The 22,166-nt window shown below is 68.3% G+C and carries 21 protein-coding genes; 12 read left to right on the top strand and 9 right to left on the bottom strand.

Annotation, left to right across the window (positions count from 1 at the left end; genetic code table 11):
- Positions 1–6 precede the first annotated feature (6 nt).
- Together AB3K92_RS11225 and AB3K92_RS11220 are read left to right on the top strand one after the other, a co-directional pair.
- Complete coding sequence (locus AB3K92_RS11225; RefSeq protein ID WP_369465059.1) at positions 7–1,236, top strand: cyanate transporter; 1,230 nt, start codon at positions 7–9, stop codon at positions 1,234–1,236.
- A 144-nt stretch (positions 1,237–1,380) separates the two neighbouring features.
- Entirely contained in the window at positions 1,381–2,151 is a 771-nt protein-coding gene (locus tag AB3K92_RS11220) for an ABC transporter substrate-binding protein (RefSeq protein ID WP_369465058.1), read from the top strand.
- Between the two features lie 78 nt (positions 2,152–2,229).
- Here AB3K92_RS11220 and AB3K92_RS11215 read toward each other — a convergent pair whose 3' ends face one another.
- Entirely contained in the window at positions 2,230–2,613 is a 384-nt protein-coding gene (locus tag AB3K92_RS11215) for a hypothetical protein (protein ID WP_048020274.1), read from the bottom strand.
- 114 nt (positions 2,614–2,727) lie between these two features.
- Between AB3K92_RS11215 and AB3K92_RS11210 the strand changes: the two genes are divergently transcribed.
- On the top strand, positions 2,728–3,315 hold the full coding sequence (locus AB3K92_RS11210) for an N-acetyltransferase family protein (RefSeq protein ID WP_369465056.1): 588 nt from the start codon (positions 2,728–2,730) through the stop codon (positions 3,313–3,315).
- Positions 3,316–3,351: 36 nt separating this feature from the next.
- On the opposite strand, the gene AB3K92_RS11205 is transcribed toward AB3K92_RS11210, so the two are convergent.
- The gene (locus AB3K92_RS11205; protein ID WP_175851161.1) at positions 3,352–4,014 is read right to left on the bottom strand and encodes a hypothetical protein; all 663 of its coding nucleotides are present in this window, start codon (positions 4,012–4,014) and stop codon (positions 3,352–3,354) included.
- A 258-nt stretch (positions 4,015–4,272) separates the two neighbouring features.
- Between AB3K92_RS11205 and AB3K92_RS11200 the strand changes: the two genes are divergently transcribed.
- Positions 4,273–5,328, top strand: coding sequence for a DUF1176 domain-containing protein (locus tag AB3K92_RS11200; protein WP_369465055.1), 1,056 nt, complete (start codon positions 4,273–4,275; stop codon positions 5,326–5,328).
- Between the two features lie 158 nt (positions 5,329–5,486).
- On the opposite strand, the gene AB3K92_RS11195 is transcribed toward AB3K92_RS11200, so the two are convergent.
- The 5 genes from AB3K92_RS11195 to AB3K92_RS11175 all read right to left on the bottom strand — a co-directional run bounded on the left by AB3K92_RS11195 (position 5,487) and on the right by AB3K92_RS11175 (position 11,139).
- Complete coding sequence (locus AB3K92_RS11195; RefSeq protein ID WP_124841631.1) at positions 5,487–6,971, bottom strand: amidohydrolase family protein; 1,485 nt, start codon at positions 6,969–6,971, stop codon at positions 5,487–5,489.
- A gap of 113 nt (positions 6,972–7,084) precedes the next feature.
- Positions 7,085–8,563 carry a sodium:solute symporter gene (locus tag AB3K92_RS11190; RefSeq protein ID WP_059484730.1) on the bottom strand — a complete coding sequence of 493 codons (1,479 nt, stop codon included), beginning with the start codon at positions 8,561–8,563 and terminating at the stop codon, positions 7,085–7,087.
- A complete protein-coding gene (locus AB3K92_RS11185) occupies positions 8,560–8,772 on the bottom strand; it encodes a DUF3311 domain-containing protein (RefSeq protein WP_059494669.1) in 213 nt (70 codons plus the stop codon). Before AB3K92_RS11185 ends, AB3K92_RS11190 begins: the two co-directional genes overlap by 4 nt.
- A gap of 39 nt (positions 8,773–8,811) precedes the next feature.
- Positions 8,812–9,900, bottom strand: a complete 1,089-nt coding sequence (locus AB3K92_RS11180) for a porin (protein WP_369465781.1) — start codon at positions 9,898–9,900, stop codon at positions 8,812–8,814.
- Positions 9,901–10,251: 351 nt separating this feature from the next.
- Entirely contained in the window at positions 10,252–11,139 is an 888-nt protein-coding gene (locus AB3K92_RS11175) for an IclR family transcriptional regulator (protein ID WP_059653728.1), read from the bottom strand.
- A gap of 294 nt (positions 11,140–11,433) precedes the next feature.
- Here AB3K92_RS11175 and AB3K92_RS11170 point away from each other — a divergent pair, with 294 nt between their 5' ends.
- The 8 genes from AB3K92_RS11170 to AB3K92_RS11135 all read left to right on the top strand — a co-directional run bounded on the left by AB3K92_RS11170 (position 11,434) and on the right by AB3K92_RS11135 (position 19,784).
- Positions 11,434–12,516, top strand: a complete 1,083-nt coding sequence (locus AB3K92_RS11170) for an ABC transporter ATP-binding protein (protein WP_059484727.1) — start codon at positions 11,434–11,436, stop codon at positions 12,514–12,516.
- A complete protein-coding gene (locus tag AB3K92_RS11165) occupies positions 12,517–13,500 on the top strand; it encodes an ABC transporter permease (RefSeq protein WP_369465054.1) in 984 nt (327 codons plus the stop codon).
- Positions 13,497–14,291, top strand: a complete 795-nt coding sequence (locus tag AB3K92_RS11160) for an ABC transporter permease (protein ID WP_021158739.1) — start codon at positions 13,497–13,499, stop codon at positions 14,289–14,291. Before AB3K92_RS11165 ends, AB3K92_RS11160 begins: the two co-directional genes overlap by 4 nt.
- Complete coding sequence (locus tag AB3K92_RS11155; protein ID WP_021158738.1) at positions 14,291–14,638, top strand: (2Fe-2S)-binding protein; 348 nt, start codon at positions 14,291–14,293, stop codon at positions 14,636–14,638. Before AB3K92_RS11160 ends, AB3K92_RS11155 begins: the two co-directional genes overlap by 1 nt.
- Complete coding sequence (locus AB3K92_RS11150) at positions 14,635–16,068, top strand: FAD-dependent oxidoreductase (RefSeq protein WP_369465053.1); 1,434 nt, start codon at positions 14,635–14,637, stop codon at positions 16,066–16,068. Before AB3K92_RS11155 ends, AB3K92_RS11150 begins: the two co-directional genes overlap by 4 nt.
- The gene (locus AB3K92_RS11145; RefSeq protein ID WP_369465052.1) at positions 16,061–17,212 is read left to right on the top strand and encodes an NAD(P)/FAD-dependent oxidoreductase; all 1,152 of its coding nucleotides are present in this window, start codon (positions 16,061–16,063) and stop codon (positions 17,210–17,212) included. The genes AB3K92_RS11150 and AB3K92_RS11145 overlap by 8 nt, the downstream gene beginning before the upstream one ends.
- Positions 17,209–18,255, top strand: a complete 1,047-nt coding sequence (locus tag AB3K92_RS11140; protein WP_048020295.1) for an ABC transporter substrate-binding protein — start codon at positions 17,209–17,211, stop codon at positions 18,253–18,255. Before AB3K92_RS11145 ends, AB3K92_RS11140 begins: the two co-directional genes overlap by 4 nt.
- A 164-nt stretch (positions 18,256–18,419) precedes the next feature.
- Positions 18,420–19,784: an MFS transporter gene (locus tag AB3K92_RS11135; protein WP_369465051.1), complete on the top strand. Its 1,365-nt coding sequence runs from the start codon at positions 18,420–18,422 to the stop codon at positions 19,782–19,784.
- A 122-nt stretch (positions 19,785–19,906) separates the two neighbouring features.
- Here AB3K92_RS11135 and AB3K92_RS11130 read toward each other — a convergent pair whose 3' ends face one another.
- Together AB3K92_RS11130 and AB3K92_RS11125 are read right to left on the bottom strand one after the other, a co-directional pair.
- The gene (locus AB3K92_RS11130) at positions 19,907–20,917 is read right to left on the bottom strand and encodes a 3-hydroxybutyryl-CoA dehydrogenase (protein ID WP_369465050.1); all 1,011 of its coding nucleotides are present in this window, start codon (positions 20,915–20,917) and stop codon (positions 19,907–19,909) included.
- Positions 20,914–22,020 carry an NAD/NADP octopine/nopaline dehydrogenase family protein gene (locus tag AB3K92_RS11125; protein WP_369465049.1) on the bottom strand — a complete coding sequence of 369 codons (1,107 nt, stop codon included), beginning with the start codon at positions 22,018–22,020 and terminating at the stop codon, positions 20,914–20,916. Before AB3K92_RS11125 ends, AB3K92_RS11130 begins: the two co-directional genes overlap by 4 nt.
- Positions 22,021–22,166: the final 146 nt, after the last annotated feature.

Raw genomic sequence — 22,166 nt, 5'->3', positions numbered from 1 at the left:
ATCCCGATGTCCGACCCCGGCACCGCGCAAGCTGTCCGCCGCCCGCATGCGGCTTCCGTGTCCCATGGCGCGCTCGCGCTGCTGGTGCTGGCCGGCCTCAACCTGCGTCCGTTCCTGACCGCGTTCGGCCCCGTGCTCGACGTCGTGCGCGCCGACACCGGCCTCGGCTTTCGCGCGGCCGCGCTGCTGACCACGCTGCCGTTCGTGCTGATGGGGGTCGTCGCCGGAGCCGGTGTCGGGCTCGCGCGACGCGTCGGCGAGCAGCGTGCGCTGACCGTCGCGCTGGCGCTGATCGCGGCGGGCTGCACCGCGCGCCTGTGGACGGGCGGCAGCGCCGGCCTGATCGCGACCGCCATCGTCGCGGGCGCCGGCGTCGCCGTGGTCCAGGCGCTCGCGCCCGGCCTCGCGAAGCGCTGGTTCGCCGGCCGGCTGCCGCTCGCGATGGGCCTCTATTCGGCCGCGCTGGTCGGCGGCGGCGCCTTCGGCGCGGTCGCGAGCCCGTGGCTCGCCGCGCACGGCGGCTGGCATCTCGCGCTCGCCGTGTGGGCCGTGCCCGCGTTCGTCACGCTCGCGCTGTGGCGCGCGAAGGCACCGCGCGACGCCGTGCACGCGACGGCCGCGACAGCGCCGCTCACCGCGTTCGCCCGCATTCCGCGCGCATGGCAGCTCGCGCTGTTCTTCGGGCTCAGCAACAGCGGCTACGCCAGCCTCGTCGCATGGCTGCCCGCGTTCTACCGCAGCATCGGCATGAGCCCGCAAGCGAGCGGCAACCTGCTCGCGTGGATGGCGCTGTTCCAGGCGACCGGCGCGCTCGCGATGCCGCTGCTCGCCAAAGGTTCGCCCGACCGCCGCGCCGTGCTGTGGCTCACGCTCGCGCTGCAGGCGGCCGGCTTCGCCGGGTTCGCGACGCTGCCCGCGTTCGCGCCCTCGTTCTGGGTCGCATGCGTCGGCCTCGGTCTCGGTGGTTTCTTCTCGATGAGCCTGATCGTCACGCTCGACCACCTGCCCGATGCGCGGCTCGCGGGCGCGCTCGCCGCATTCGTGCAGGGCATCGGCTTCCTGACCGTCGCGGCGAGCCCCTGGCTGATCGGCTGGCTGCGCGACGCGGGCGGCGGCTTCGCGACCGCCTGGTGGATGCATCTCGGCGTGATCGCCGCGATGGCCGCGCTGAACGCCGTGTTCTCGCCCGCCGGCTACCGGCACGGCATGGCGCGCATCACCGGCGCCGCCCGCTAACGCCCCCTTTCGAATCCGGACGCTTCGCCGGCCGCTTCCGGCGAAACGTCCAGCCGCCCGCGCGTGGCCGGGCGCGGGCAGTCACGCCTGTCGGCCGCCAGTTCGCTTCACCACATACAACATCGACCGGTATTGGAGACAACCATGAAAAAGCTCGTTCTCGCCATTGCGCTCGCGCTGACGGCAGGCGCCGCCACCGCGAAGGACCCGGCAGTCCTGCGCCTCGGCGTCGACCCCAGTTATGCGCCGTTCGAATCGCTCGCGCCCGACGGCAAGCTCGTCGGTTTCGACATCGATCTCGGCAATGCGATCTGCGAACGGATGAAGGTGCGCTGCGTGTGGGTCGAGAACGCGTTCGACGGGATGATCCTGGCACTGAAGGCGCGCAAGTTCGACGGCGTGCTGTCGTCGATGAGCGTGACCGAGAAGCGCCTCGCGCAGATCGCATTCACCGACAAGATCAACAACGTTCCGCCCCGGCTCGTCGCGCGGCGCGGCTCGAACCTGCAGCCGACGCCCGAATCGCTGCAGGGCAAGAGCGTCGGCGTCGAGCAGGGTTCGACGCAGGAGACTTACGCGCGCACCTACTGGGAGCCGAAGGGCGTGATCGTCCGCACGTACCAGACGCAGGATCTCGTCTACCAGGACCTGCTGTCGGGACGGCTCGATGCATCGCTGCAATCGTCGGTGCAGGCCGACCTCGGTTTCCTGAAAACCGCGAAGGGCGCGAACTTCGAATTCGCGGGGCCGCCGCTGCACGACCCGAAGACGCTCGGCGTGGGTTCGGCGATCGGCGTGCGCAAGGATGACGACGCGCTGCGTACGCAGATCAACCAGGCGCTTGCGAGCCTGATCCAGGACGGGACGTACCAGCGGATCGCGAAGAAGTATTTCTCGTTCGATATCTACAACTGACGGACGCGCAGCGGACAACACGAAGAGGCGTCGCGCATGAATGCGCACACCTCTTCTTCGTTCACCGAACGATATCGACTACGCCGCTCGCTGCAATAAATCCGTTGCGAAAGACCTCGCATGCTCGACGGCTTCCTGCGCGTCGCCGAACACACCGAGCTGATCCCAGTGTTCCTCGGCTCCATACGTACCCTTCACGGCAAGCGCCCGCTGAACGCTCAGCTGCGCCGCGTACTTGCCATCCTCCAGCGGTCGAGCCGTCGCCACCACCTTGTGCGGAGGACTGGCGCGCTCCGGCTGAATCAGTTCGACCGCACCGCCGGCCGTGTCGGCGTACATCAACTCGTTCCTGGCTTTGCAGTCCGGGCAGTAGAAGCACCACCCCGCGTCCTCCTGATGGGGTCTGACCTGCCCGCGTGCGAGCACGGCGCGGCATTCAACGTTTTCGCAGATGAACGGCATGGCAGTCTCCGAGGTTGTTTGCGGAAAATCCTAGCATGTCCGCCGAAGGACAACCACCGTCTTCGTCATCGACATGGGCACCGGGCGGGTGATGCGGATAGCCGGGTCGACCGGATGCTCGCGAGACCGACGTCACCCGGGATAAACTGTCGGCTCGACCGACGAACCGAGCCATCCCTCATGTTGATCCGCGTTGCAACCCTGTCCGATGCCGTCCCGCTTGCCGAATTGAAACGCGACACGTTTCGCGAAACCTTTCTGCAGGACGGATTCGGCATCGACTACCCGCCGAACGACCTGGCTGCGTATGAGGCCCGAACCTACTCGGTAGAAACGATCACGGGCCAGCTCGACGATCCCGAATGCCGCACGTGGGTCGCTGAAAGCGACGACGGCACGCTGGTCGGCTATGCGCACGCGGGGCCGTGCAAGCTCCCGCACCCGGACGTCGCGGAAGGTTCGGGCGAGATCCATCAGATCTACCTTCGGCGAGGTACGCAAGGAACCGGCGCCGGGCGCGCCCTGTTCGACTCCGCGCTGGAGTATCTGGCAACGGAACGGCCCGGCCCGGTATGGCTTGGCGTGTGGTCCGGCAACGCGAAGGCGATTGCCTTCTATGAGAAGGCAGGGTTCACGCGTGTCGGTACATACGATTTCAAGGTCGGAGAATCGACCGATCTGGAATTCATCTATCGACGCTGAGGCGGTGGATCGAGAAGCGGTGCGCTTGACGCGCCTTCAGTAACCGCGGGGATAAGGCGCCGGCGTCATTCGCGGATCGTCGGCAGGCATGTCGACATTCAGCAAGGACAGAAGCTGCCGATCCAGGCAATGCTGCGGAAAGAAGCGATTGAAATAGGAAACGTCCTCGCGTCGATCCGCCCTCTGGAACATCGCTTCGATCGGCCCCCAGTAGTATTGCCAGGACAACCTGTCCATCTCGCGCTGTCGATCGTCCGGAAGTGCATCGACCTCAATCGTGCTCAGCCCGTCATGCATGAATCGATAGACACGCCAGAGCCGGTCGCTCAGGAAATTCGGCGCACTCGGCGAAAATGCGACATAGTCCGCATCGGCTTCGTGCCGATACCCCGCAATGCGGGTGAATGCCTGAAAGGACGGAATGCCGGCCATGCTGTCCGGATCGCGTAATTCAAGCTGGTAGAAATAGAACAGCGTCTCCGTGTCCGCGTCATACCGGATGACCAGCTTGTTGCCGGGATGGTGATACCACCCGGTTGCCGGATCCACGAATCCGCCCTGACTGTCCGGCTGCAGCCCCGGCTTGATGCCGAGGATGCATCGAACATCGTCGATCAGCGCATCACCCCAGTCGGCATAGAATCGGCTCAACTGTGTCCTGCCAATCGATACAGCAGCATAGATACCTACCGGCTCCATGTGTTTGCTCCGTCAGGGTTGCGCCGACTCACCACCACGCATGTTACAACCGGCCCCGGCGCGGCCATGCCGGCGCGTTGCAATCAATCGAACCGTATCCGGGGTTTGTGACGTAACCGGAACGAACAATGGGCAGGCGCACGTGCGTAAAACGATTCGACCATTGCGTCAACTCAGGCCGCGCCGCTCCGGGATACTTTCATTTCCGGCGCGTCACTTGCGTTACGATTCACGCCATCCTCAACTCCGTGGAAGCACATGAAAACTCGTGCCATTGCGGTGGGCACGGCGCTCGTTGCGCTTTACGCCGCCGCCGCGTCTGCCCAGGAACCCGGCGCGCCCAGCTACGACACCTACAAGTCATGGCTGGTCGCCTGCGACAACGGTTTGACGTGCGAGGCGAAGGGTCTCGCGAACGGTGGCGAGACCGGCGCAGACTTGCGCTTCATTCGCTCAGCCGGGCCGAACGGCGCGCTCACGGTACGGCTGAGCGTCGCCACCAACACCAGCATCAATCTCGATGACCTGCGCGTCGACGACGCGCCGATGCGGCTGGACGACTCGGCCTGGAGCGAGAAATTCGACGACGGGATAGCGACGTTGTCGACCACGCAACCGGCAGCTGTGGCGGCCTTCGTCTCACGCCTTCGCAACGGCACGAAGCTTCAGTTCGGCGAGGATGCAGGCGCTTATGTTCCGCTCGATGGCATGGTCGCCGCGCTCCTGCGTATCGATGACCGGCAAGGGCGCATCGGGGGAACTAGCGCGTTGATCCGCAAGGGGCCTGCCCCTGCGTCGCAGGTCACACCCGCTCCGTCACTGCCCGTCGTACCGAAGCGGAAGATCACGTTGCAGTTGTCCGATCAGGAAGAAGAACACCTGATCGCGCGCGCGAAACGAATCCGGGATGCCGGCAGTTGCGAGGAGAATGCGTCGCGCTATCTCCATGAAGCAGCGTATGCACTCGACAAGCACAACGCGCTCGTGTTTCTTCCATGCATCATGGGCGCCTACCAGGGTTCGTCGGATGTGTTCATCGCACCGCGTATCGGCGGCGGAAAACCGGAGCCCGTCAAGCTGCCGATTCCTGAAGGGGGCTTTTCAGACCCTTCACTGGTCGAACCGGACTTCGACCCGGCTACCGGCACGCTGTCCACCTTCGGCAAGGGACGCGGGCTGGCCGATTGCGGCTTTCAGGCCAGCTGGATCTGGGATGGCCATGCGTTCCGGATGTCGGCTGTGTCGCAGCAGAAAACGTGTGGCGGCGTTCAAGGCGGCGACTGGCCGACGCTCTATCGGTCGCGAACGAAGTAGCCCAACGATCGCTCTCGATGGCGCAAGTTCCATGCGGTCGTTGTTTCGACCACACTGGAATCGACAGACCGGAGCATCGCCGCCGATTCAGCGGCGCTGTCGAACGAACAGGCCGGCCACGCCGGCCCGCCACCGCACGACAACGCCCACCCGCCCGCTCAATAGCGGCTCCGCCCCCACAGCGTCTTCGGCTCGTCGAGCAAATGACGCAACCCGCTGCGCTCGATCGTGATTGCCGCGACTTCGTTCACCCGTTCGAGCACCGCGTTCTCGTCGACCGACAACACGCGCCGATCCTCCATCAGCACCCTTCCGCCCACCATCGTCATGCACACGTCGGCCGCGTTCGCGAAGCAGGTCACGCGATACACGGGCATGTTCATCGGCATCATGTGCGGCCGGAACAGGTCGACGAGGATGATGTCGGCGAGCTTGCCGGCTTCGAGCGAACCGGCCTCGTGATCGATCGACAGCGCCTTCGCCGCGTCGATCGTCACCATCTCCAGCACCTTGCCGTGCGGCAGCACGTCCGGGTCGCGGAAATGCCGGCGGTGGTAATGCATGCATTGCCACATGTGGCGGAACATGTCGTAGCCGCGATCGGGCGCCGCACCGTCCGACGCGATCGCCACCGTCACGCCCGCATCGATCAGCTCGGGCACCGGGCAGCGCCCGATGATCGACATGATCGCGCTCGGGTTGTGGACGATCGCGGTGCCCGTCTCGACGCACGCCGCGATGTCGTCGTCGGTCAGGTCGATGCTGTGCGACATGAACGACGTCGGGCCGAGCAAGCCGAGCTCGCGATGCGCGAACGCGAGCGTGCCCGCGCGGTGGCCGTCCTGCGTGAACGTCAGCCCGCGCTCGCGTGCGAGCGCGCCGTAGCGGGCGGCCTGGTCGCGGAAGTCGTGTTCATACTGCGCCAGCTCGGGATCGTGTTCGGGCCCGTACACGGGCAGCGTGAGCGCGATGCGGATCCGGCCGCCGGCATCGCCGTGGCATTCGTCGACGATGCGCACGCATACGTCGAACATCGTGTCGAAACCGATGTCGCGCGTGTCGCTGCCCTCCGGCGTGTGGCGCGTATAGGCACGCGGCGCGGGCGGCCGCGACGGGCCGACCGCGACGATCGAGCGCGTACCGGTGCGCACGACCGCGTCGCAATGGCGCCGCGCGTAGACCGGATCGTCGACGCGCATGATCGAATTGCCGCCGCCGAGCAGCGATACGCCGGTCGTCACGCCGGCCTTCAGGCGTTCGAGCGCGGCGAGATGCGATTCGGCTTCCCAGAACGCCTCGTCGGACGCGCGCGTGTAGATCGTCTCGGCCGCGGCCGACCACGCATCGCCGTCCGCGCCGCCGATCGTGCGCAGCATCGCGTGGCCCGCGTGCGCATGCGCATCGATCAGGCCGGGCAGCACGGCCTTGCGGCGCGCATCGATCGTGCGCGCCGCACGGTAACGCGCCTGCAGTTCATCGGTGCCGCCCACGGCGACGATGCGCTCGCCCTTGACCGCGACCGCGCCGTTCTCGATCACGCGCCGCTGCGGGTCCATCGTGATTACGCAGCCGTTCGCGATCAGCGTGTCGATCGCTTCGCGGTCGTCCTCTCGCATGCGCTCTCGCTTGTCCTCGGTCGTCATTGTTCGGTGTCCTGTTGTGGTTCGATGGGTCTTGCTGCCATCCAGTGGCCGAGCGGCCGGGCCGCCGGGTGGAACCCCGGCGCCCCGGCGACGGCGTCATGCTCGAAAAACCGTCACGCCGAACCGACCGGCGCGGCGACCCGCGCCTTCAGCTTGCGCTGCACCGCGCTGATCACGACGAACACCACCGCGTTCACCGCGAGCGCGACGAGCCCCGGGTTGATCGACGTCAGCGTGTTCGATGCGCCCGGGAACAGCGACGCGAGCGTCACGCCATAGTAGTTCGTCATCGCGATCACGATCGCGCCGGCGACGATGCCCGCGAACGCGCCTTCACGCGTGCCGAACGGCCGCTTCAGGAAGCTCGAGGCGAGCATCGGCACGAGCTGCGTGAGCAGGCTCGATGAGAAGATCGCGAGCGTGACGAAGGTCGCGCCGCCGCGCAGCACGAAGTAGACGACCACCAGCGTGAAGACCGGCAGCGCGATGCGCGCGACGCGCGTCACCTCGCGGTCGGTCGCGTTCGGCGCGAAGCCTTCGCGGTAGATGTTGCGCGCGATCGTCGTCGATGCGTTCAGCATGATCAGCGATCCCGGCACCAGTGCGGTGAGCAGCCCCGTGCCGCCGACGATGCCGACGAACCACGCAGGGAACGTCTGCTTCACGAGCCGCAGCAAAGCGAGATCGGTCTGCGCGCCCTCGAGCCCGTGCACGGTCATCACGGCCGCGAAGCCGACGAGGAACAGGAACGCGATCAGCACCTGGTACAGCGGCATCAGGATCACGTTGCGGCGCAGCGCGCGCTCGTCCTTCGCGACGTAGATCGCGGTGAAGCCGTGCGGATACAGGTAGTAGCCGAGCGACGTGAGCAGGATCGTCGAGTTGTACCAGCTCAGGTTGAAGCCGTGCTCCGGCATGCGCAGCAGTTCGGGGTGCGCGGCGTCGATCTTCGCGAACATCTCGCCGAGCCCGCCGTAGTAATGCATCGGCAGGTACAGGCCGAGGAAGATCGCGATCGCGAGGATCAGCACGTCCTTGAAGATCGCGATGCTCGCCGAGCCGTGGATGCCCGACACGACCATGTACACGGCCATTAGCGTCGCGGCGATCCAGATCGCGGCCGCCTGCGGAATCAGCCCGTACGACATCTCCGACACGATCACGCCGAGCCCGCGCAACTGGATCATCAGCAACGACACCATCGCGAACACCGCGACGATCGACACCAGCACGCCGATCGCGCGGCTGTCGTACTTCGACGCGAAGTAATCGGCGAACGACACGAGTCCGCGTTCCTTCGCGTAACGCCAGATCGCCGGCAGCATCCAGTAACCGATCACGAATGCGAGGCAGCCGTACGACAGGATGTAGAACGCGGGCACGCCCTTGCTGTAGGTCCAGCCGCTCGCGCCGAGGAACGAGAACGTCGAGAACGCCTCGCCGGCCATCAGCAGGAACGTGAGCAGCGAGCCGAAGCCGCGCCCGCCGACCGCCCACTGCTCGAGCGTGAGCTTGCGGCCGCGGCGCGCCATCACGCCGATGGCGAGCGCGAACACGGCGAACGCCGCGATGATGACGATCGAAGCGTTCATCGCGCGTCTCCCGAACGGCCGGCGCGGGCCGCGTCGCGCTCGTCGAGATGGAACAGGATCGCGAGAATCGCGGCCGTGGCCGCCATCCAGACCAGGTTCCAGACGAGCAGGAACGGCAGCCCGAACAGCAGCGGACGCGCGTCGGCAAGCGAGCCGCCCGCATACATCCCGACGAACGGCAACGCCGCCAGCAACAGTTTCAGTTTCATGAGTGCCTCCTCCGGAAGACGCGCGTGTGCGTCAGAACATCAGAACTTCTGGCGGATGCCGACCACCACCGCCACCTGCGACGTCGTCGTCGACGCGCTGTCGGTGCCGTCGATCCATGCGTGGCCGACACCCGACGACGCCTTCTGGTAGAAGCCGTTCACGTACACGTCGGTGCGCTTGGACAGCAGGTATTGCACGCCGGCCGATACCTGGTGGTAATGGCCGCTTTCGCTGGCGCGCGCGACCTGCGTATAGGTGTAGCCGGCCGCCGCCATCAGCGCGGGCGTGACCATGTAGCGCAGGCTGCCTTCGTAGTTGTTGAAACGCAGCGCGCCGCCCGTCGCCTGGCCGAAGTTCGAGCCCGTGTACAGCAGGCCGAGCGTTGCCGGCCCGATCGCGTAGCTGCCGCCCGCCCCCCAGATCTGCTGGCGGATCGCGCTCCCGAGGCTCGCACCGAACACCGATGCGGACGACGGATAGTAGTTATCCGAAGCAACTGCGCCGCTCGTGCTGACCGCCGGATGGTTCACGCGCGCATACGCGGCGCCCGCGTTGAGCGGCCCGTTCACGTACGTGACGCCCGCGCTCCAGCTGTTGTCGTTCGCGAAGCCGGTCGAGTTCGAGAAGCCGTACACGAGGTTCGCCTGCAGGCCCGCGATCGTCGGCGACACGTACTTCACCGCGTTGTTGAGACGGAACGTGTTGTTGATGTCGTCGTTGTCGAACGGGTGCGTCGAGTACTGCGCGAGGAAGCTGCTCATCTGCAGCGAACCGAGGATGTCCTGCGTCGAGTTGTACTGGCGGCCGAGCGTCACCGTGCCCCAGTTCGCGCCGCTCAGGCCGACCCACGCCGAACGCCCGAACATCCGGCCGCCCTGCCCGAGCGCGCCGTTCGCGACGTTGAAGCCGTTCTCGAGGCGGAAGTTCGCCTTCAGGCCGCCGCCGAGATCCTCGGAGCCGATCAAGCCCCAGCGCGGCCCCGATTCGTTGCCGCCCGTGAACTGCCACAGCGAATGGCCCTTCGCGTTGTTCGTGTAGGTCACGCCCGCGTCGACGATCCCGTACAGCGTCACCGTCGACTGCGCGTGCGCGGCGCCGGCAAACAGCATTGCGATCGCGGCGCCCATTGCGACGCCCATTGCGACGCCCGTCTTCCCACCCTTCATTCGCACCATCTCCGTCATCTCCTCTCCAAACCTGCTCATCGATGTTGTGTTTTGTTGGTCCTGCCCATGCTTCCCGACCGGGTTGTATAGACAGTCGCTGGATGGTATCCAGCCGCAATCACATCAAGAAATGAAATGTTCAACTGGCCGGCAGTTGAAAATCGAATGAGAGGCGGGGGAGGGGAAATGAGCGGGGGTCACGCGGCCCCGCAAGGGAAACGAAAGCACGCGGGCCCGCTGGACGCGGTGCGTTTTGATCGGACGTGAATGGCTTGCGTAAGCAAGCTGACGAAACGGCGACGCGCGAGGCGGCTATACGGTTTTCCCTGATAATCCGTGCATCGGCCGCCGCAACGCGGCGTCGAACGGATTGGTACGTGGCCCGATCGCGTCGGCCTGGCGCCGCAGCAGTTCGACGACCATCGGCATCCGGTCGTCACCGAGGCGCGACGCGAGCGTGCCGACGCTCAACGCGCCGACCGGATAACCGGTGCGATCGAGGATCGGCACCGCGACACCGGCCATCCCGTCGAGCACACCGCTGTTGCGGCCCGCGTAGCCGAGCTGCCGCACGCGTTCGATCTCGGTACGCAGGTACACCTCGTCGAGCACGCCGTAGCCGCGAATGCGCGGCACGTTGAAGCGGATCACTTCCTCGCGTTCCGCTTCCGGCAGGAACGCGAGGATCGCAAGGCTGCCCTGTCCGACACCGAGCGCGATGCGGCCGCCGATGTCGCCGGTAAACGAACGGATCGGAAACGGCCCCTCGCACAGGTCGAGACACACGGCGTCGAAGCCGCTCTTCACCAGCAGGAAGATGGTCTCGCCGAGGCTGGCGCACAGCCTCAGCAGCGCGGGACGGCACAACGTGCGCATGCTGCTCGGGTTGCCGGCCTGCGCGGCGAGCGCGAAGAAATCGACACTCAGCCGGTACAGCTTCGACTGCTCGTCCTGTTCGACCATCCCTTCCGCGATCAGCGATTGCAGGATCCGGTGCGCGGTGCCCTGCGTGAGGCCGACGGCCTTTGCGAGATGCGTGACGCGCACGCCGTCCTGCTGCATGCCGGCCAGCGCGCGCAGGATCGCGAACGCGCGCTGCAGCATGCCGGTGCCCGGTGCGCCGGCCGCATCGACGGCGTCCTCGTCCGGGCGCGGCGCGCGCGCGGCCGGCGACGTTCCGGTCGAATGGGGTTCCTGCATGCCGGCTCTCCTTGATGATTTCATTGAACGGAATACGTGAGCCGCCATTGTCGTCCCGCCGAAATTCCACGGGCATCCGGGTGTGCACGGGATTGACGCGTGCATTTCGCGGCATTGCCACGCGCCACCCAGCGGAACGATTCGCTCGCGATTTCCCCAACCGTTCCGTTCAATGGAATTTTTCAGAAATTCCTCCCGTTCAGCAGAATTCGAAATTGACGCTCCGAAATATGGCTGGCTAGAGTCCGCCACATCGGTACACCGGCCACGCGGTGTGCGAACCCGGAGCTTCCCATGTCGTTTCTCACGCTTACGGATCTGACGAAAACCTTCGGCGAACTCACCGCCGTCGCCGACGTCAACCTGTCGGTCGAACAAGGCGAATTCGTGTCGCTGCTCGGGCCGTCCGGCTGCGGCAAGACCACCACGTTGCAGATGATCGCGGGCTTCGTCGACGTCACGCGCGGCCGCATCGCGCTCGACGGGCAGGACATCACGCACCTGAAGCCGAACCGGCGCGGGCTCGGCATCGTGTTCCAGAGCTATGCGCTGTTTCCGCACATGAGCGTCGCCGAGAACGTCGGCTTCGGCCTCGACATGCGCGGCGTCGACAAGGCCGAGCGCGCCGAGCGCATCCGCGCGGCCCTCGCGCTCGTGCGTCTCGACGCGCTCGCGCACCGCTTCCCGCGCGAGCTGTCGGGCGGCCAGCGGCAGCGCGTCGCGATCGCGCGCGCGGTCGTGATCGAGCCGCCGGTGCTGCTGCTCGACGAACCGATGTCGAACCTCGACGCGAAGCTGCGCGAGGACATGCAGTTCGAGCTGCGCGCGATCCAGCGCAAGATCGGCACGACGACGATCATGGTCACGCACGATCAGTCGGAAGCGCTGTCGATCAGCGACCGCGTGGTCGTGATGGAAGCCGGCCGCATCACGCAGACCGATACGCCGTACCGCGCGTACGAGCGCCCGGAGAACCGTTTCGTGTCGCAGTTCATCGGCAAGGCGAACCTGCTGCCCGGCACGATCGTCGCGCACGACGGCGATGCGATCCGCATCGACCTCGGTCACGATCTCGCGGAAACGGGCCGGCTCGCGCACCTGCCGGCGCGCGAGCGCGACATGCGCATCGGCGATGCGGTGTCGGTCTGCATCCGTCCCGAAAAGCTGCGGCTGTGCGCGCCCGATGCCGGCCGCTTCGCCGCGACCGTCACGAGCCGCTTCTTCCTCGGCAGCCAGTGGCTGTACCGCGTCGACAGCGCGCTCGGCGAAGTGCTCGTGTGCTGCCAGAACGAAGGAGCGGAGCCGCTCGCGGAAGGCGCGCCGGTCGGGATCGACTGGCACAGCGACGCGGTGCGCGTGATGCGCCGGGAGGCCTGAATGCGACAGCCTGCCCGTCCACTCCCGAATGACGGCGCGCCGGCCGGGCTTGCGCGCTCGGCCGCGGTGTCCGCCGACGCCGCACCGGCACGCGCCGCCGCCGCGCCCACGATGCGCGCGAGCTGGCGCGCCCACGCACCGCTGTGGCTGATGTGCGCACCCGCGTTCGCGCTGTTCGCCGCGCTCGTGCTCGTGCCGCTCGCGATGACGTTCATGCTGACGTTCTACCGCTTCGATCCGGCCACCGGCCCGATCGCCGCGTTCCAGTTCGGCAACTACGCGGAAGTGCTCGGCTCGTCGTACTTCCACACGATCTTCGCGCGCACGTTCGGCATCGCCGCGCTGACCACCGCGATCTGCGTCGCGATCGGCACGCCGGAGGCATACGTGCTGTCGAAAATGCGCGACCCGTGGCGCTCGCTGTTCCTGCTCGCGATCCTCGCGCCGCTGCTGGTGTCGGTCGTCGTGCGCGCGTTCGGCTGGAGCATGCTGCTGAACACGAGCGGGCTCGTGAACCAGGCGCTCGGGCTCGCCGGCCTCGGGCCGTACAAGCTCGAATACACGACCTTCGCGATCGTGATCGCGCTGGTGCACGTGATGCTGCCGTTCATGGTGATCCCGGTGTGGACCGCGCTGCAGCGGCTCGATCCGCAGACCGAGCATGCGGCGCTGTCGCTCGGCGCATCGCCGTTCACGACGCTGCGCCGCATCGTGCTGCCGCAGCTGATGCCGGGCGTGCTGTCGGGCAGTCTGATGGTATTCGGGCTGTCGGCGAGCGCGTTCGCGATTCCGGGCCTGCTCGGCGGACGCCGGCTGAAGGTCGCGGCCACGGCCGTCTACGACGAATTCCTCGGCTCGCTGAACTGGCCGCTCGGCGCGACGATCGCCGTGCTTCTGCTGGTCGCGAACCTCGTCGTGATGCTCACTTACTACCGCGTGCTCGAACGCCGCTACGCACGCAGCCTCGGAGGCGCATCGCGATGAGAAAGAACGGCCCCTTTGCCCTCGCCTTCCACACGCTCGTGATCCTGTTCGTGCTCGCGCCGCTGGTGATCGTCGTGCTCGTCGCGTTCACGCCCGACGAGACGCTGACACTGCCGACGCACGGGTTCTCGCTGCGCTGGTTCCGCGCGATCCTCGACTATCCCGACTTCGTCACCGCGTTCTTCAACAGCGTGAAGCTCGCGTTCGCGTCGGCGACGCTGTCGCTCGCGATCGCGCTGCCGGCGGGCCTCGCCATCGGCCGCGCGACGTTTCCCGGCCGCGCGTTCCTGAACGGGCTGCTGCTGTCGCCGCTCGTGATTCCCGGCCTCGTGCTCGGCATCGCGCTGCTGCGCTTCTTCGCGCTGATCGGCGCGACCGGCTCGTTCGCATGGCTCGTGCTCGCGCACATGGTCGTCATCACGCCGTTCGTGATGCGGCTCGTGCTCGCGTCCGTCGCGGGCCTCGACCGCAGCATCGAGCAAGCCGCGTGCTCGCTCGGCGCGGACCCGTGGACGACCTTCCGCCGCATCACGCTGCCGATGATCGTGCCCGGCATCACCGGCGGCTGGCTGCTCGCGTTCATCAACAGCTTCGACGAACTGACGATGTCGATCTTCGTCACGTCGCCGCAGACGGTCACGCTGCCGGTGCGCATGTACATGTACGCGACCGAGTCGATCGACCCGATGATGGCGTCGGTGTCGGCGCTCGTCATCTTCATCACCGCCGGCGCGATGCTGCTGCTTGATCGCGTGTACGGCCTGAACCGCATCCTGATCGGCCAACACTGATGACGACTTCCGTTTCCCGTTCCACCTGCATCCCGGACGACGGTGCGCAGTTCGTGCGCGTCGCCGAACGCGAACGTGCCGCCGTCGCGTTCACGCTGGACGGCCGCCCCGCGCTCGCGCTCGCCGGCGACACCGTGCTCACCGCGATCCTCGTTGCCCAGCGGCGCGTGCGCGTGAGCGAATTCAGCGGCCAGCCGCGCGCGGGCTTCTGCCTGATCGGCGCGTGCCAGGACTGCTGGGTGCGCACCGAAACCGGTGCGCGCGTGCGTGCATGCTCGACGCCGATCGCCGAAGGCATGCGGATTCTCACGTCCGCCCGGCCGGCCGCGACCGGAGACGCAGCGTGAGCGCCGCACCGCAACCGGTGATCGTCGGCGCGGGGCCGGCCGGCGTGCGCGCGGCCGAAGCGCTGGTCGACTCGGGGCTGCGCCCGGTCGTGATCGACGAGAACGCGCGCTGGGGCGGACAGATCTACCGGCAGCCGCCGGCCGACGGCGCGTTCGCGCGCGGCAAGCGCACGCTGTACGGCTTCGAGGCCGCGAAGGCCGACGCCGTGCACCGGACGATGGCCGCGCTGCTGCCGCATGTCGACTACCGGCCGAACACGCTTGCCTGGTCATGCGGCGCAGGCCGCGTCGACACGCTGCAGGATGGCCGCGAAGTGACGGTGCCCTACTCGCACCTGATCATTGCGAGCGGCGCGACCGACCGCTTGTTGCCCGTGCCGGGCTGGACGCTCGCCGGCGTCTATACGCTCGGCGGCGCGCAAGTGGCACTGAAGGCGCAGGGCTGCGCGATCGGCCGGCGCGTCGTGTTCGCGGGCACGGGCCCGCTGCTTTACCTCGTCGCCTACCAGTATGCGAAGGCCGGCGCGCAGGTCGCGGCCGTGCTCGACACGAGCCCGCTGCGCCGCCAGGCCGCTGCCGCGCCCGCGCTGCTGCGCATGCCGTCGACGTTCGCGAAGGGGCTCTATTACATCGGCTGGCTGCGCGCGCACGGCGTCGCGATCGAAACGGGCGTCAGGCTCGAGCGCGTGCTCGGCGACCCGCACGTGACGGGAATCGCATGGCGCGCCGCCGGTGACGGCGCACCGCCGCGCCTGCTCGACTGCGACGCAGTCGGCCTCGGCTTCGGCCTGCGCTCCGAAACGCAGCTCGCCGATCTCGCCGGCTGCCGGTTCGGGTTCGACCCACTCAACCGCGCATGGCTGCCCGAGCGCGACGCGGCCGGCCGCACGTCGGTGCGCGGCCTCTACGTCGCCGGCGACGGCGCGGGCATCGCGGGCGCCGACGCGGCCGAGGCTTCGGGCCGGCGCGCGGCGCTTGCGTTGCTCGACGACGCCGGCATCGCGTCGCCCGCGCCCGCCGGCAAACCCGACGCGGCGACGCTCGAACGCACGCTCGCGCGCGTCGCCGCATTCCGCGCGGGCCTCGAAGCGGCGTTCGCGCCGCCGGTCGAGCAGGCCGCACGCTGCGCGGACGACACGATCGTGTGCCGCTGCGAGGAGGTCGACGCAGGGACGCTGCGCCGCTGCGTCCGCGACGGCGCGGCAACCGAGCTGAACCGGCTGAAGGCGCTGACGCGCGTCGGAATGGGCCGCTGCCAGGGCCGCATGTGCGGCGACGCGGCCGCGCTCTTGCTGGCCGCCGAAACCGGTCGCCCGCTCGCCGACGTCGGACGGTTGCGTGCGCAACCGCCCGTGAAGCCATTCCCGATCTCGGCCGCGCTGGCGGGCGACGATGTCGCGGCGATTCCCGACGAGGCACGCGATGAATGAGACCCGGCATTACGACGTCGCGATCGTCGGCGGCGGCCTCGTCGGCGCGTCGGCCGCACTCGCGCTGACGCGACGCGGCTTGCGCACCGGGCTGTTCGAGCGGCGCGATTGCGGTGCGCAGGCGAGCGGCGTGAACTACGGTGGCGTGCGCTGCCAGGGCCGGCCCGCCGAGCAGCTGCCGCTCGCGCTGCGTGCGCGGCGCATCTGGGATCGCCTGCCCGAACTGATCGGCATCGACGGCGAATTCGTCGTGTCGGGCCACCTGCGGCTCGCGCGCAGCGACGCCGACCTCGACGCGCTCGATGCCTACGCGACGCTCGCCCGCGAACACGGCCTGCCGCTGCAGGTGATGCGCGGCGATGCGTTCCGGCGGCGTTACCCGTGGCTCGGCCGTGCGGCGCTCGGCGGCTCGCTGTGCGAGACCGACGGTCACGCCAACCCGCGCCTCGTGTCGCCCGCGTTCGCGCGCGCGGCCCGCGCGGCGGGCGCGGACGTGTTCGAGCACACCCCCGTCGACGACGTTCACCACGACGGCACACGCTTTCACTTTCGGGCAGGCGGCCGCGCCTGCACCGCGACGTGGCTGATCAACTCGGCCGGCGCGTGGGCAAACACGATCGCCGAACGCTTCGGCGAAGCCGTGCCGATGGAGCCGATCTACCCGAACATGTGGGTGACCGAACCGCTGCCGCCGTTCATCGCGCACAACCTCGGCGTGTACGGCGGCGGCGTGTATGCGCGGCAAGTCGCGCGCGGCAACTGCGTGATCGGCGGCGGGCGCGGCCGCGGCGACGGCGAATTCGGCCAGCCGTCGGTCGATACGACGCGCGCGGTGATGCGCGATGCGTGCGCGCTGCTGCCCGCGCTGCGTGACGCACTGCTGATCCGCACGTGGAGCGGCGTCGAAGGCTGCACGCCCGACCACAACCCGATCATCGGCGCGAGCCGCACGACGCCGCGCCTGCTTCATGCGTTCGGTTTTTCCGGCGGCGGCTTCCTGCTCGCGCCGGGCGTCGGCGACGTGCTCGCCGATCTCGTCACGACCGGCGAAACCGCCACCCCGCTCGATGCATTCTCGATCGGCCGCTTCTTCCGCGAAGCCGAGCCGACCGCCCCTTTCCGTCAAGAGGAGACCCACAAATGAAACTGCCCGCAACGATCGCGGCGGCCGCCGCCCTCTGCATCGCAGGTGCCGGCGCGCCCGCGTTCGCGCAAACGAAGACGATCTACGTCGGCATGAACGGCGGCCCGATGGAGAAGGCCTACACGAGCCAGGTACTGCCCGACTTCGAGAAGGCGAACAACGTGAAGGTGGTCGTCGTGCCCGGCACGTCGTCGGACGTGCTCGCGAAACTGCTCGCGAACCGCAACAAGCCGCAGATCCACGTCGCGTTCCTCGACGACGGCGTGATGGCGCGCGCGGTCAGCCTCGGCGTGTGCCAGAAGCTCGACGATTCGCCGGTGCTGAAGGAGTTGTATCCGTTCGCGCGGATGAAGGACGACGTCGGCGCGGGCGTGCAGCTCGGGATGACCGGCATCGCGTACAACAAGAAGCTGTTCGCCGAGAAAGGCTGGACGCCGCCGACGTCGTGGATGGATTTCGCCGATCCGAAATACAAGGGCAAGGTCGTGTTCCAGTCGGCGTCGAGCAGCACGTTCGGGCTGCACGGCTTCCTCGCGATCAACCGGCTGCTCGGCGGCAACGAGCAGAACGTCGAGCCCGGCTTCAGCAAGTGGGCGAGCACGGTCGGGCCGAACGTCGTCGAGTACATCCCGAACTCGGCGAAGATCTCGGAGATGGTGCAGACCGGCGAAGCCGGCCTGTTCCCGCTCACGCCGACCGGCGTCGGCGACCTGCAGGACAAGGGCATCCCCGTCGCCTACGCGAACCCGAAGGAAGGCCCCGTGCTGCTGCTCGTCGACCTGTGCGTGGTCGCGAACAATCCCGATCCGCAGCTCGCGCAGAAGCTCGCGCAGTTCCTGCTGTCCGCGCCCGCGCAGACGAAGGCGGCCGAGGCCGGCAAGCAGATTCCGACCAACCGTCTCGCGAAGATGCCCGCCGCGATGCAACAGAGCCTCGGCAATGTCGACGATCTCGTGCGCAAGGTGACCGTGGTCGACTGGACCGCGATCAACGCGCGCCGCGCGCAGTGGGATACGCGCTGGAACCGGCAGATCGAGCGGTGACAGCATGCCGGGCGCGCGGGCACGGCCGCGCGCCGCATGACCATCATTTGCGGGAGTGATGACACTCCCCTTTTTCTGCGGATTTGACCGGGGGCGCGGTGCCGACAACACTAGCCCGCAGTGCTGCAAAGACGGCACGCGCCCGCCCCCCTTCAGAGTCCGCCATGTACCCGACCGACACCGTGCAATCCCCGAGCGCCGCCCGGCCGCTCGCCGACCGGCAACTGCGCCGGATCGTCATCGCCTCCGTCGCCGGCAACGCGATGGAGTGGTACGACTTTTTCGTGTACGGCACGGCCGCGGCGCTCGTGTTCGGCCACGTGTTCTTTCCGCCCGGCGCGTCGCCGCTCGCGGGCAGCCTCGCCGCGTTCGCGGCATTCGCGCTCGGTTTCGTCGCGCGGCCGCTCGGCGGAATCGTGTTCGGCCACGTCGGCGACCGCTACGGGCGCAAGGCGTCGCTCGTGTGGACGCTGCTGATCATGGGCGCATCGACCTTCGCGATCGGTCTGCTTCCGACCTATGCGCAGGTCGGCCTGTGGGCACCGGCGGCGCTCGTCGTGCTGCGCCTGCTGCAAGGCATCGCGTCCGGCGGCGAATGGGGCGGCGGCGTGCTGATGATCAGCGAGAACGCGCCGCCCGAGCAGCGCGGTTACTACGCGGCGTGGAGCCAGCTCGGCGTGGGCGGCGGCTTCGTGCTGTCGTCGGCCGCGTTTCTCGCCGCGCAGGCGCTGCCGGACGATATGTTCCGCACCTGGGGCTGGCGGCTGCCGTTCCTCGCGAGCATCGCGATCTTCACGATCGGCATCTATATCCGCCGCCACCTGCCCGAAAGCCGCGACTTCGAGCAGGCCGGCCGGCGCGGCGCGCACACCCATCTGCCGATCGTCGAGTGCATCCGCCGCCATCCGAAGGAAATCCTGCTCGCGATGGGGCTGCGCGTGGCCGAGAACGGCGGCGCCTATATCTTTCTCGCGTTCTCGCTCGTCTACGGCAAATACGTCGGCATTCCGAACGGCGTGATGCTGACCGGCGTGATGATCGCGATGATCGTCGAGATGGGTGCGATGCTTGCGTGGGGCCGGTTGTCCGACCGGATCGGCCGCAAGCCCGTGTACCTGATCGGCGCGCTGAGCCTCGTCGCGTGCGCATTCCCGTTCTTCTGGCTGCTCGACACGCGCGCGACACCGCTCGTCTGGCTTGCGCTGACGGTCGGCACGGCCGTCAGCCACGGCGCGATGATCGGCACGCTGCCCGCGCTCGTCGGCGAGCTGTTCAGCACCGAGGTGCGTTACTCGGGCGTCGCGCTCGGCCATGAAGTCGCGTCGATCTTCGCCGGCGGGATGTCGCCGCTGATCGCCACCGCGCTGCTCGCGCGTTATCACGCATCGTGGCCCGTGTCGCTGTTTCTCGTCGCGCTCGGCCTCGTCACCGTCGCGACGCTGTGCATGATGCGCGAAACGCGGATCGTGAGCGCCGCTCCCGCTGCTCCTGCTGTTCCCGCTACCGACGCGCGCGGCGACACGGCGTGACCACGACGCTTCGATCCGCGCAAGCGGGCCGATCCGCACCGGCAGGCGGCGAACACGGCGGCGGCCGGCACGGCCGTTCCGGGCGCGTGCCACCGGCCGCGCCCGCCACCCCGGCGCGCCGCCTAGTGGCCGCCCTCCCCCCGCGCGCCGTCGAACGCCGGCGCGAGCCCCAGGTGATCGAGCAGGCGCGCGAATTCGCCGAGCCGCTGCCGCATGTACGCGGGCACGTCGACCTCCGCGTAGTCGTGGAAGCCCGCACCCGTGCGCACGCCGTCACGCCCGGCTTCCATGTTGCGCACGACGCTCGCGGCCGGCGCGAAACGCGGGCCGATCTCACCGGCCAGGTACTTCGACGCGTAGTACAGGATGTCGCAGCCGCCCCAGTCGATGAATTCGAGCAGCCCGAGCACCGCGAAGCGCGGGCCGAAACCGGTGCGGATCGCCGTGTCGATGTCCGCCGCGCTCGCGACGCCCTCCTCGACCATCCGTGCGGCCTCGTTCATCGCGAGCGCCTGGATGCGCGGCACGATATAACCGGGCGCCGGCCCGCAGATCACCGGCTTCTTGCCGACACGTTCGAGCAACGCGGCGAGCGACTCGACGACGGCCGGATCGGTCGCATCGCTGCGGCTGATCTCGACGAGCGGCATCAGCAGCGCGGGATTCAGCCAGTGCGCGTTCAGCATCCGCTCCGGATGCGCGACGTGGCGCTGCAGCTCGGTGACGACGAACGTCGACGTCGTCGACGCGATCGTTGCATGCGCACCGACATGCGCGCCGAGCCAGCGCAGCGCGTCGGCCTTCGCATCGAGCACTTCGGGCAACGCCTCGAACACGATGCCGGCCTGTCGCACCGCATCGGCCGCACCGTCCCGGGCGACGAGCGCGATGCGCGCGACCACGGTTTCGGCCTGCGCGGCGTCGATGCGGCCGAGCGCGACCTGCGCATGCAGCGGCCTTTCGATCTCGTCGCGCGTGCGTGCCTCGAAGGCGCACCATCCGGTCGCGTCGCGCGGCTTGAAGTCGACCAGCGTCACGTCGAGCCCCGCGAACGCGAACACGAGCGCGATCCCCTGCCCCATGCGCCCCGCGCCGAGCACGTGGACACGCGTCACATCGGCGCCCGCCTTCATGCCGCGTACCCCGCGTCGAGCAGCGCGCGCATCGCGTCCATCGACAGCGCGGCGAGCCCCAGCCGCTCCAGCGTGCGGCCTTCCGCATACAGGTCGCGCACCGCGACCGCGCTCGCAATGCTCAACAGCCCCTGCGCGACGGGCGTCGGCACGCCGGCCCGACGCCCGCACGACACGATGAACGACAGCCCGAGCCGGGTGTCTTCGAGCATGTAGCGATGCGTGCGCAGATCGATCTTCTCGCGCCAGTCGCCGCTATCGGTCAGCTTGCCGTGCGCGCCGCGCCCGTACATCCATTCGTCGCTGTCGGTCGCGTAGTGATCGGCAAGCGGGAAATGCGGCGCCGGGTAACCGAGCGCCTCGCGCACCGCGATGCGTTCGGCGTCGAGCGCGTTCGTCACGCGGCGAATCGACGGCTGCGTGCCTTCGTTGTGGATGTCCCATGCGTCGAAGTGTTCGAGCGGCCCCGCGTTCATCAGGATCAGCGGCGGATGGATCACGGGGCCCGCGTTCATCAGCGCGCCGGACAACGCATCCTCGACCGGTTCGACCGACGGATAACCCGCGCGCAGCACGTCGAACGCCCAGCCGGCCGCGTTCGCCGGAAACACGCCGGTCGGCAGCCGCGTCGCGTACGCGCTGATCACGACGTCGTTGTCGCCGTGCCTGCGCACGAGATACGGCAGCGTGCCCGTCTCGGCGAAGGCGACGCGCGAACGGTTGCCGGCATCGGCCGCCGCGCGCGCGAACACGACGCTGCCGAACGTGCCGGGCGGCAGGAACACGACCTGGCCGTCCTCCAGCAGCGGCGCGACCTGCGCGGCGAGCGCGTCGTGCGAGGTGGCCGGCAGCGGCACCACGACGAGCCGCGCGCCGCGCAACGCGGCCGCGAGATCGCCGCTCAGGCGGATCGCGCCGGGCGCGTCGCCGAGCGGCACCGTCCGCTTGCCGCGATAGTCGGTCACGTTCAGCACGCCAAGCTCGCGCAGCCGCGCGTGCGGCTCGCGGTCGCGCCGCCACCACGTCACGTCGTGGCCCTTCTCGAACAGGTCGATGGCCGCCGCATGGCAGCCGTGGCCGCCGCCCAGAACACATACCTTCATCGTCTTCTCCCGGTGAATGAGTGCTTCCGAGACTACGCGTCCGCCCCCGCCGCGTCGCTTCAAAACGCGCAACGGCACGCCCGTTCGCGCAACGCAATCGGGGCGACACGCACGAAACCGCGCCCCTGCATCCGATACGAGGTCCG

Origin of the sequence: Burkholderia sp. Bmkn7 (assembly GCF_041103175.1) — a bacterium.
Taxonomy (GTDB): Bacteria; Pseudomonadota; Gammaproteobacteria; order Burkholderiales; family Burkholderiaceae; genus Burkholderia; species Burkholderia cepacia.
Note: the sequence above shows the minus strand (reverse complement) of the source record. Positions and strands in the feature narration are given on the sequence as shown.

Excerpts from the sequence above, each read along its gene's own strand:
- AB3K92_RS11155 (WP_021158738.1), top strand. The coding sequence starts at position 14,291 with ATGACGACTTCCGTTTCCCGTTCCACCTGCATCCCGGACGACGGTGCG.
- AB3K92_RS11145 (WP_369465052.1), top strand. The coding sequence starts at position 16,061 with ATGAATGAGACCCGGCATTACGACGTCGCGATCGTCGGCGGCGGCCTC.
- AB3K92_RS11180 (WP_369465781.1), bottom strand. The coding sequence starts at position 9,900 with ATGGGCGCCGCGATCGCAATGCTGTTTGCCGGCGCCGCGCACGCGCAG.
- AB3K92_RS11175 (WP_059653728.1), bottom strand. The coding sequence starts at position 11,139 with ATGCAGGAACCCCATTCGACCGGAACGTCGCCGGCCGCGCGCGCGCCG.
- AB3K92_RS11210 (WP_369465056.1), top strand. The coding sequence starts at position 2,728 with ATGCTCGCGAGACCGACGTCACCCGGGATAAACTGTCGGCTCGACCGA.
- AB3K92_RS11140 (WP_048020295.1), top strand. The coding sequence starts at position 17,209 with ATGAAACTGCCCGCAACGATCGCGGCGGCCGCCGCCCTCTGCATCGCA.
- AB3K92_RS11190 (WP_059484730.1), bottom strand. The coding sequence starts at position 8,563 with ATGAACGCTTCGATCGTCATCATCGCGGCGTTCGCCGTGTTCGCGCTC.
- AB3K92_RS11135 (WP_369465051.1), top strand. The coding sequence starts at position 18,420 with ATGTACCCGACCGACACCGTGCAATCCCCGAGCGCCGCCCGGCCGCTC.
- AB3K92_RS11185 (WP_059494669.1), bottom strand. The coding sequence starts at position 8,772 with ATGAAACTGAAACTGTTGCTGGCGGCGTTGCCGTTCGTCGGGATGTAT.
- AB3K92_RS11125 (WP_369465049.1), bottom strand. The coding sequence starts at position 22,020 with ATGAAGGTATGTGTTCTGGGCGGCGGCCACGGCTGCCATGCGGCGGCC.
- AB3K92_RS11195 (WP_124841631.1), bottom strand. The coding sequence starts at position 6,971 with ATGACGACCGAGGACAAGCGAGAGCGCATGCGAGAGGACGACCGCGAA.
- AB3K92_RS11160 (WP_021158739.1), top strand. The coding sequence starts at position 13,497 with ATGAGAAAGAACGGCCCCTTTGCCCTCGCCTTCCACACGCTCGTGATC.
- AB3K92_RS11220 (WP_369465058.1), top strand. The coding sequence starts at position 1,381 with ATGAAAAAGCTCGTTCTCGCCATTGCGCTCGCGCTGACGGCAGGCGCC.
- AB3K92_RS11165 (WP_369465054.1), top strand. The coding sequence starts at position 12,517 with ATGCGACAGCCTGCCCGTCCACTCCCGAATGACGGCGCGCCGGCCGGG.
- AB3K92_RS11170 (WP_059484727.1), top strand. The coding sequence starts at position 11,434 with ATGTCGTTTCTCACGCTTACGGATCTGACGAAAACCTTCGGCGAACTC.
- AB3K92_RS11200 (WP_369465055.1), top strand. The coding sequence starts at position 4,273 with ATGAAAACTCGTGCCATTGCGGTGGGCACGGCGCTCGTTGCGCTTTAC.
- AB3K92_RS11215 (WP_048020274.1), bottom strand. The coding sequence starts at position 2,613 with ATGCCGTTCATCTGCGAAAACGTTGAATGCCGCGCCGTGCTCGCACGC.
- AB3K92_RS11130 (WP_369465050.1), bottom strand. The coding sequence starts at position 20,917 with ATGAAGGCGGGCGCCGATGTGACGCGTGTCCACGTGCTCGGCGCGGGG.
- AB3K92_RS11205 (WP_175851161.1), bottom strand. The coding sequence starts at position 4,014 with ATGGAGCCGGTAGGTATCTATGCTGCTGTATCGATTGGCAGGACACAG.
- AB3K92_RS11225 (WP_369465059.1), top strand. The coding sequence starts at position 7 with ATGTCCGACCCCGGCACCGCGCAAGCTGTCCGCCGCCCGCATGCGGCT.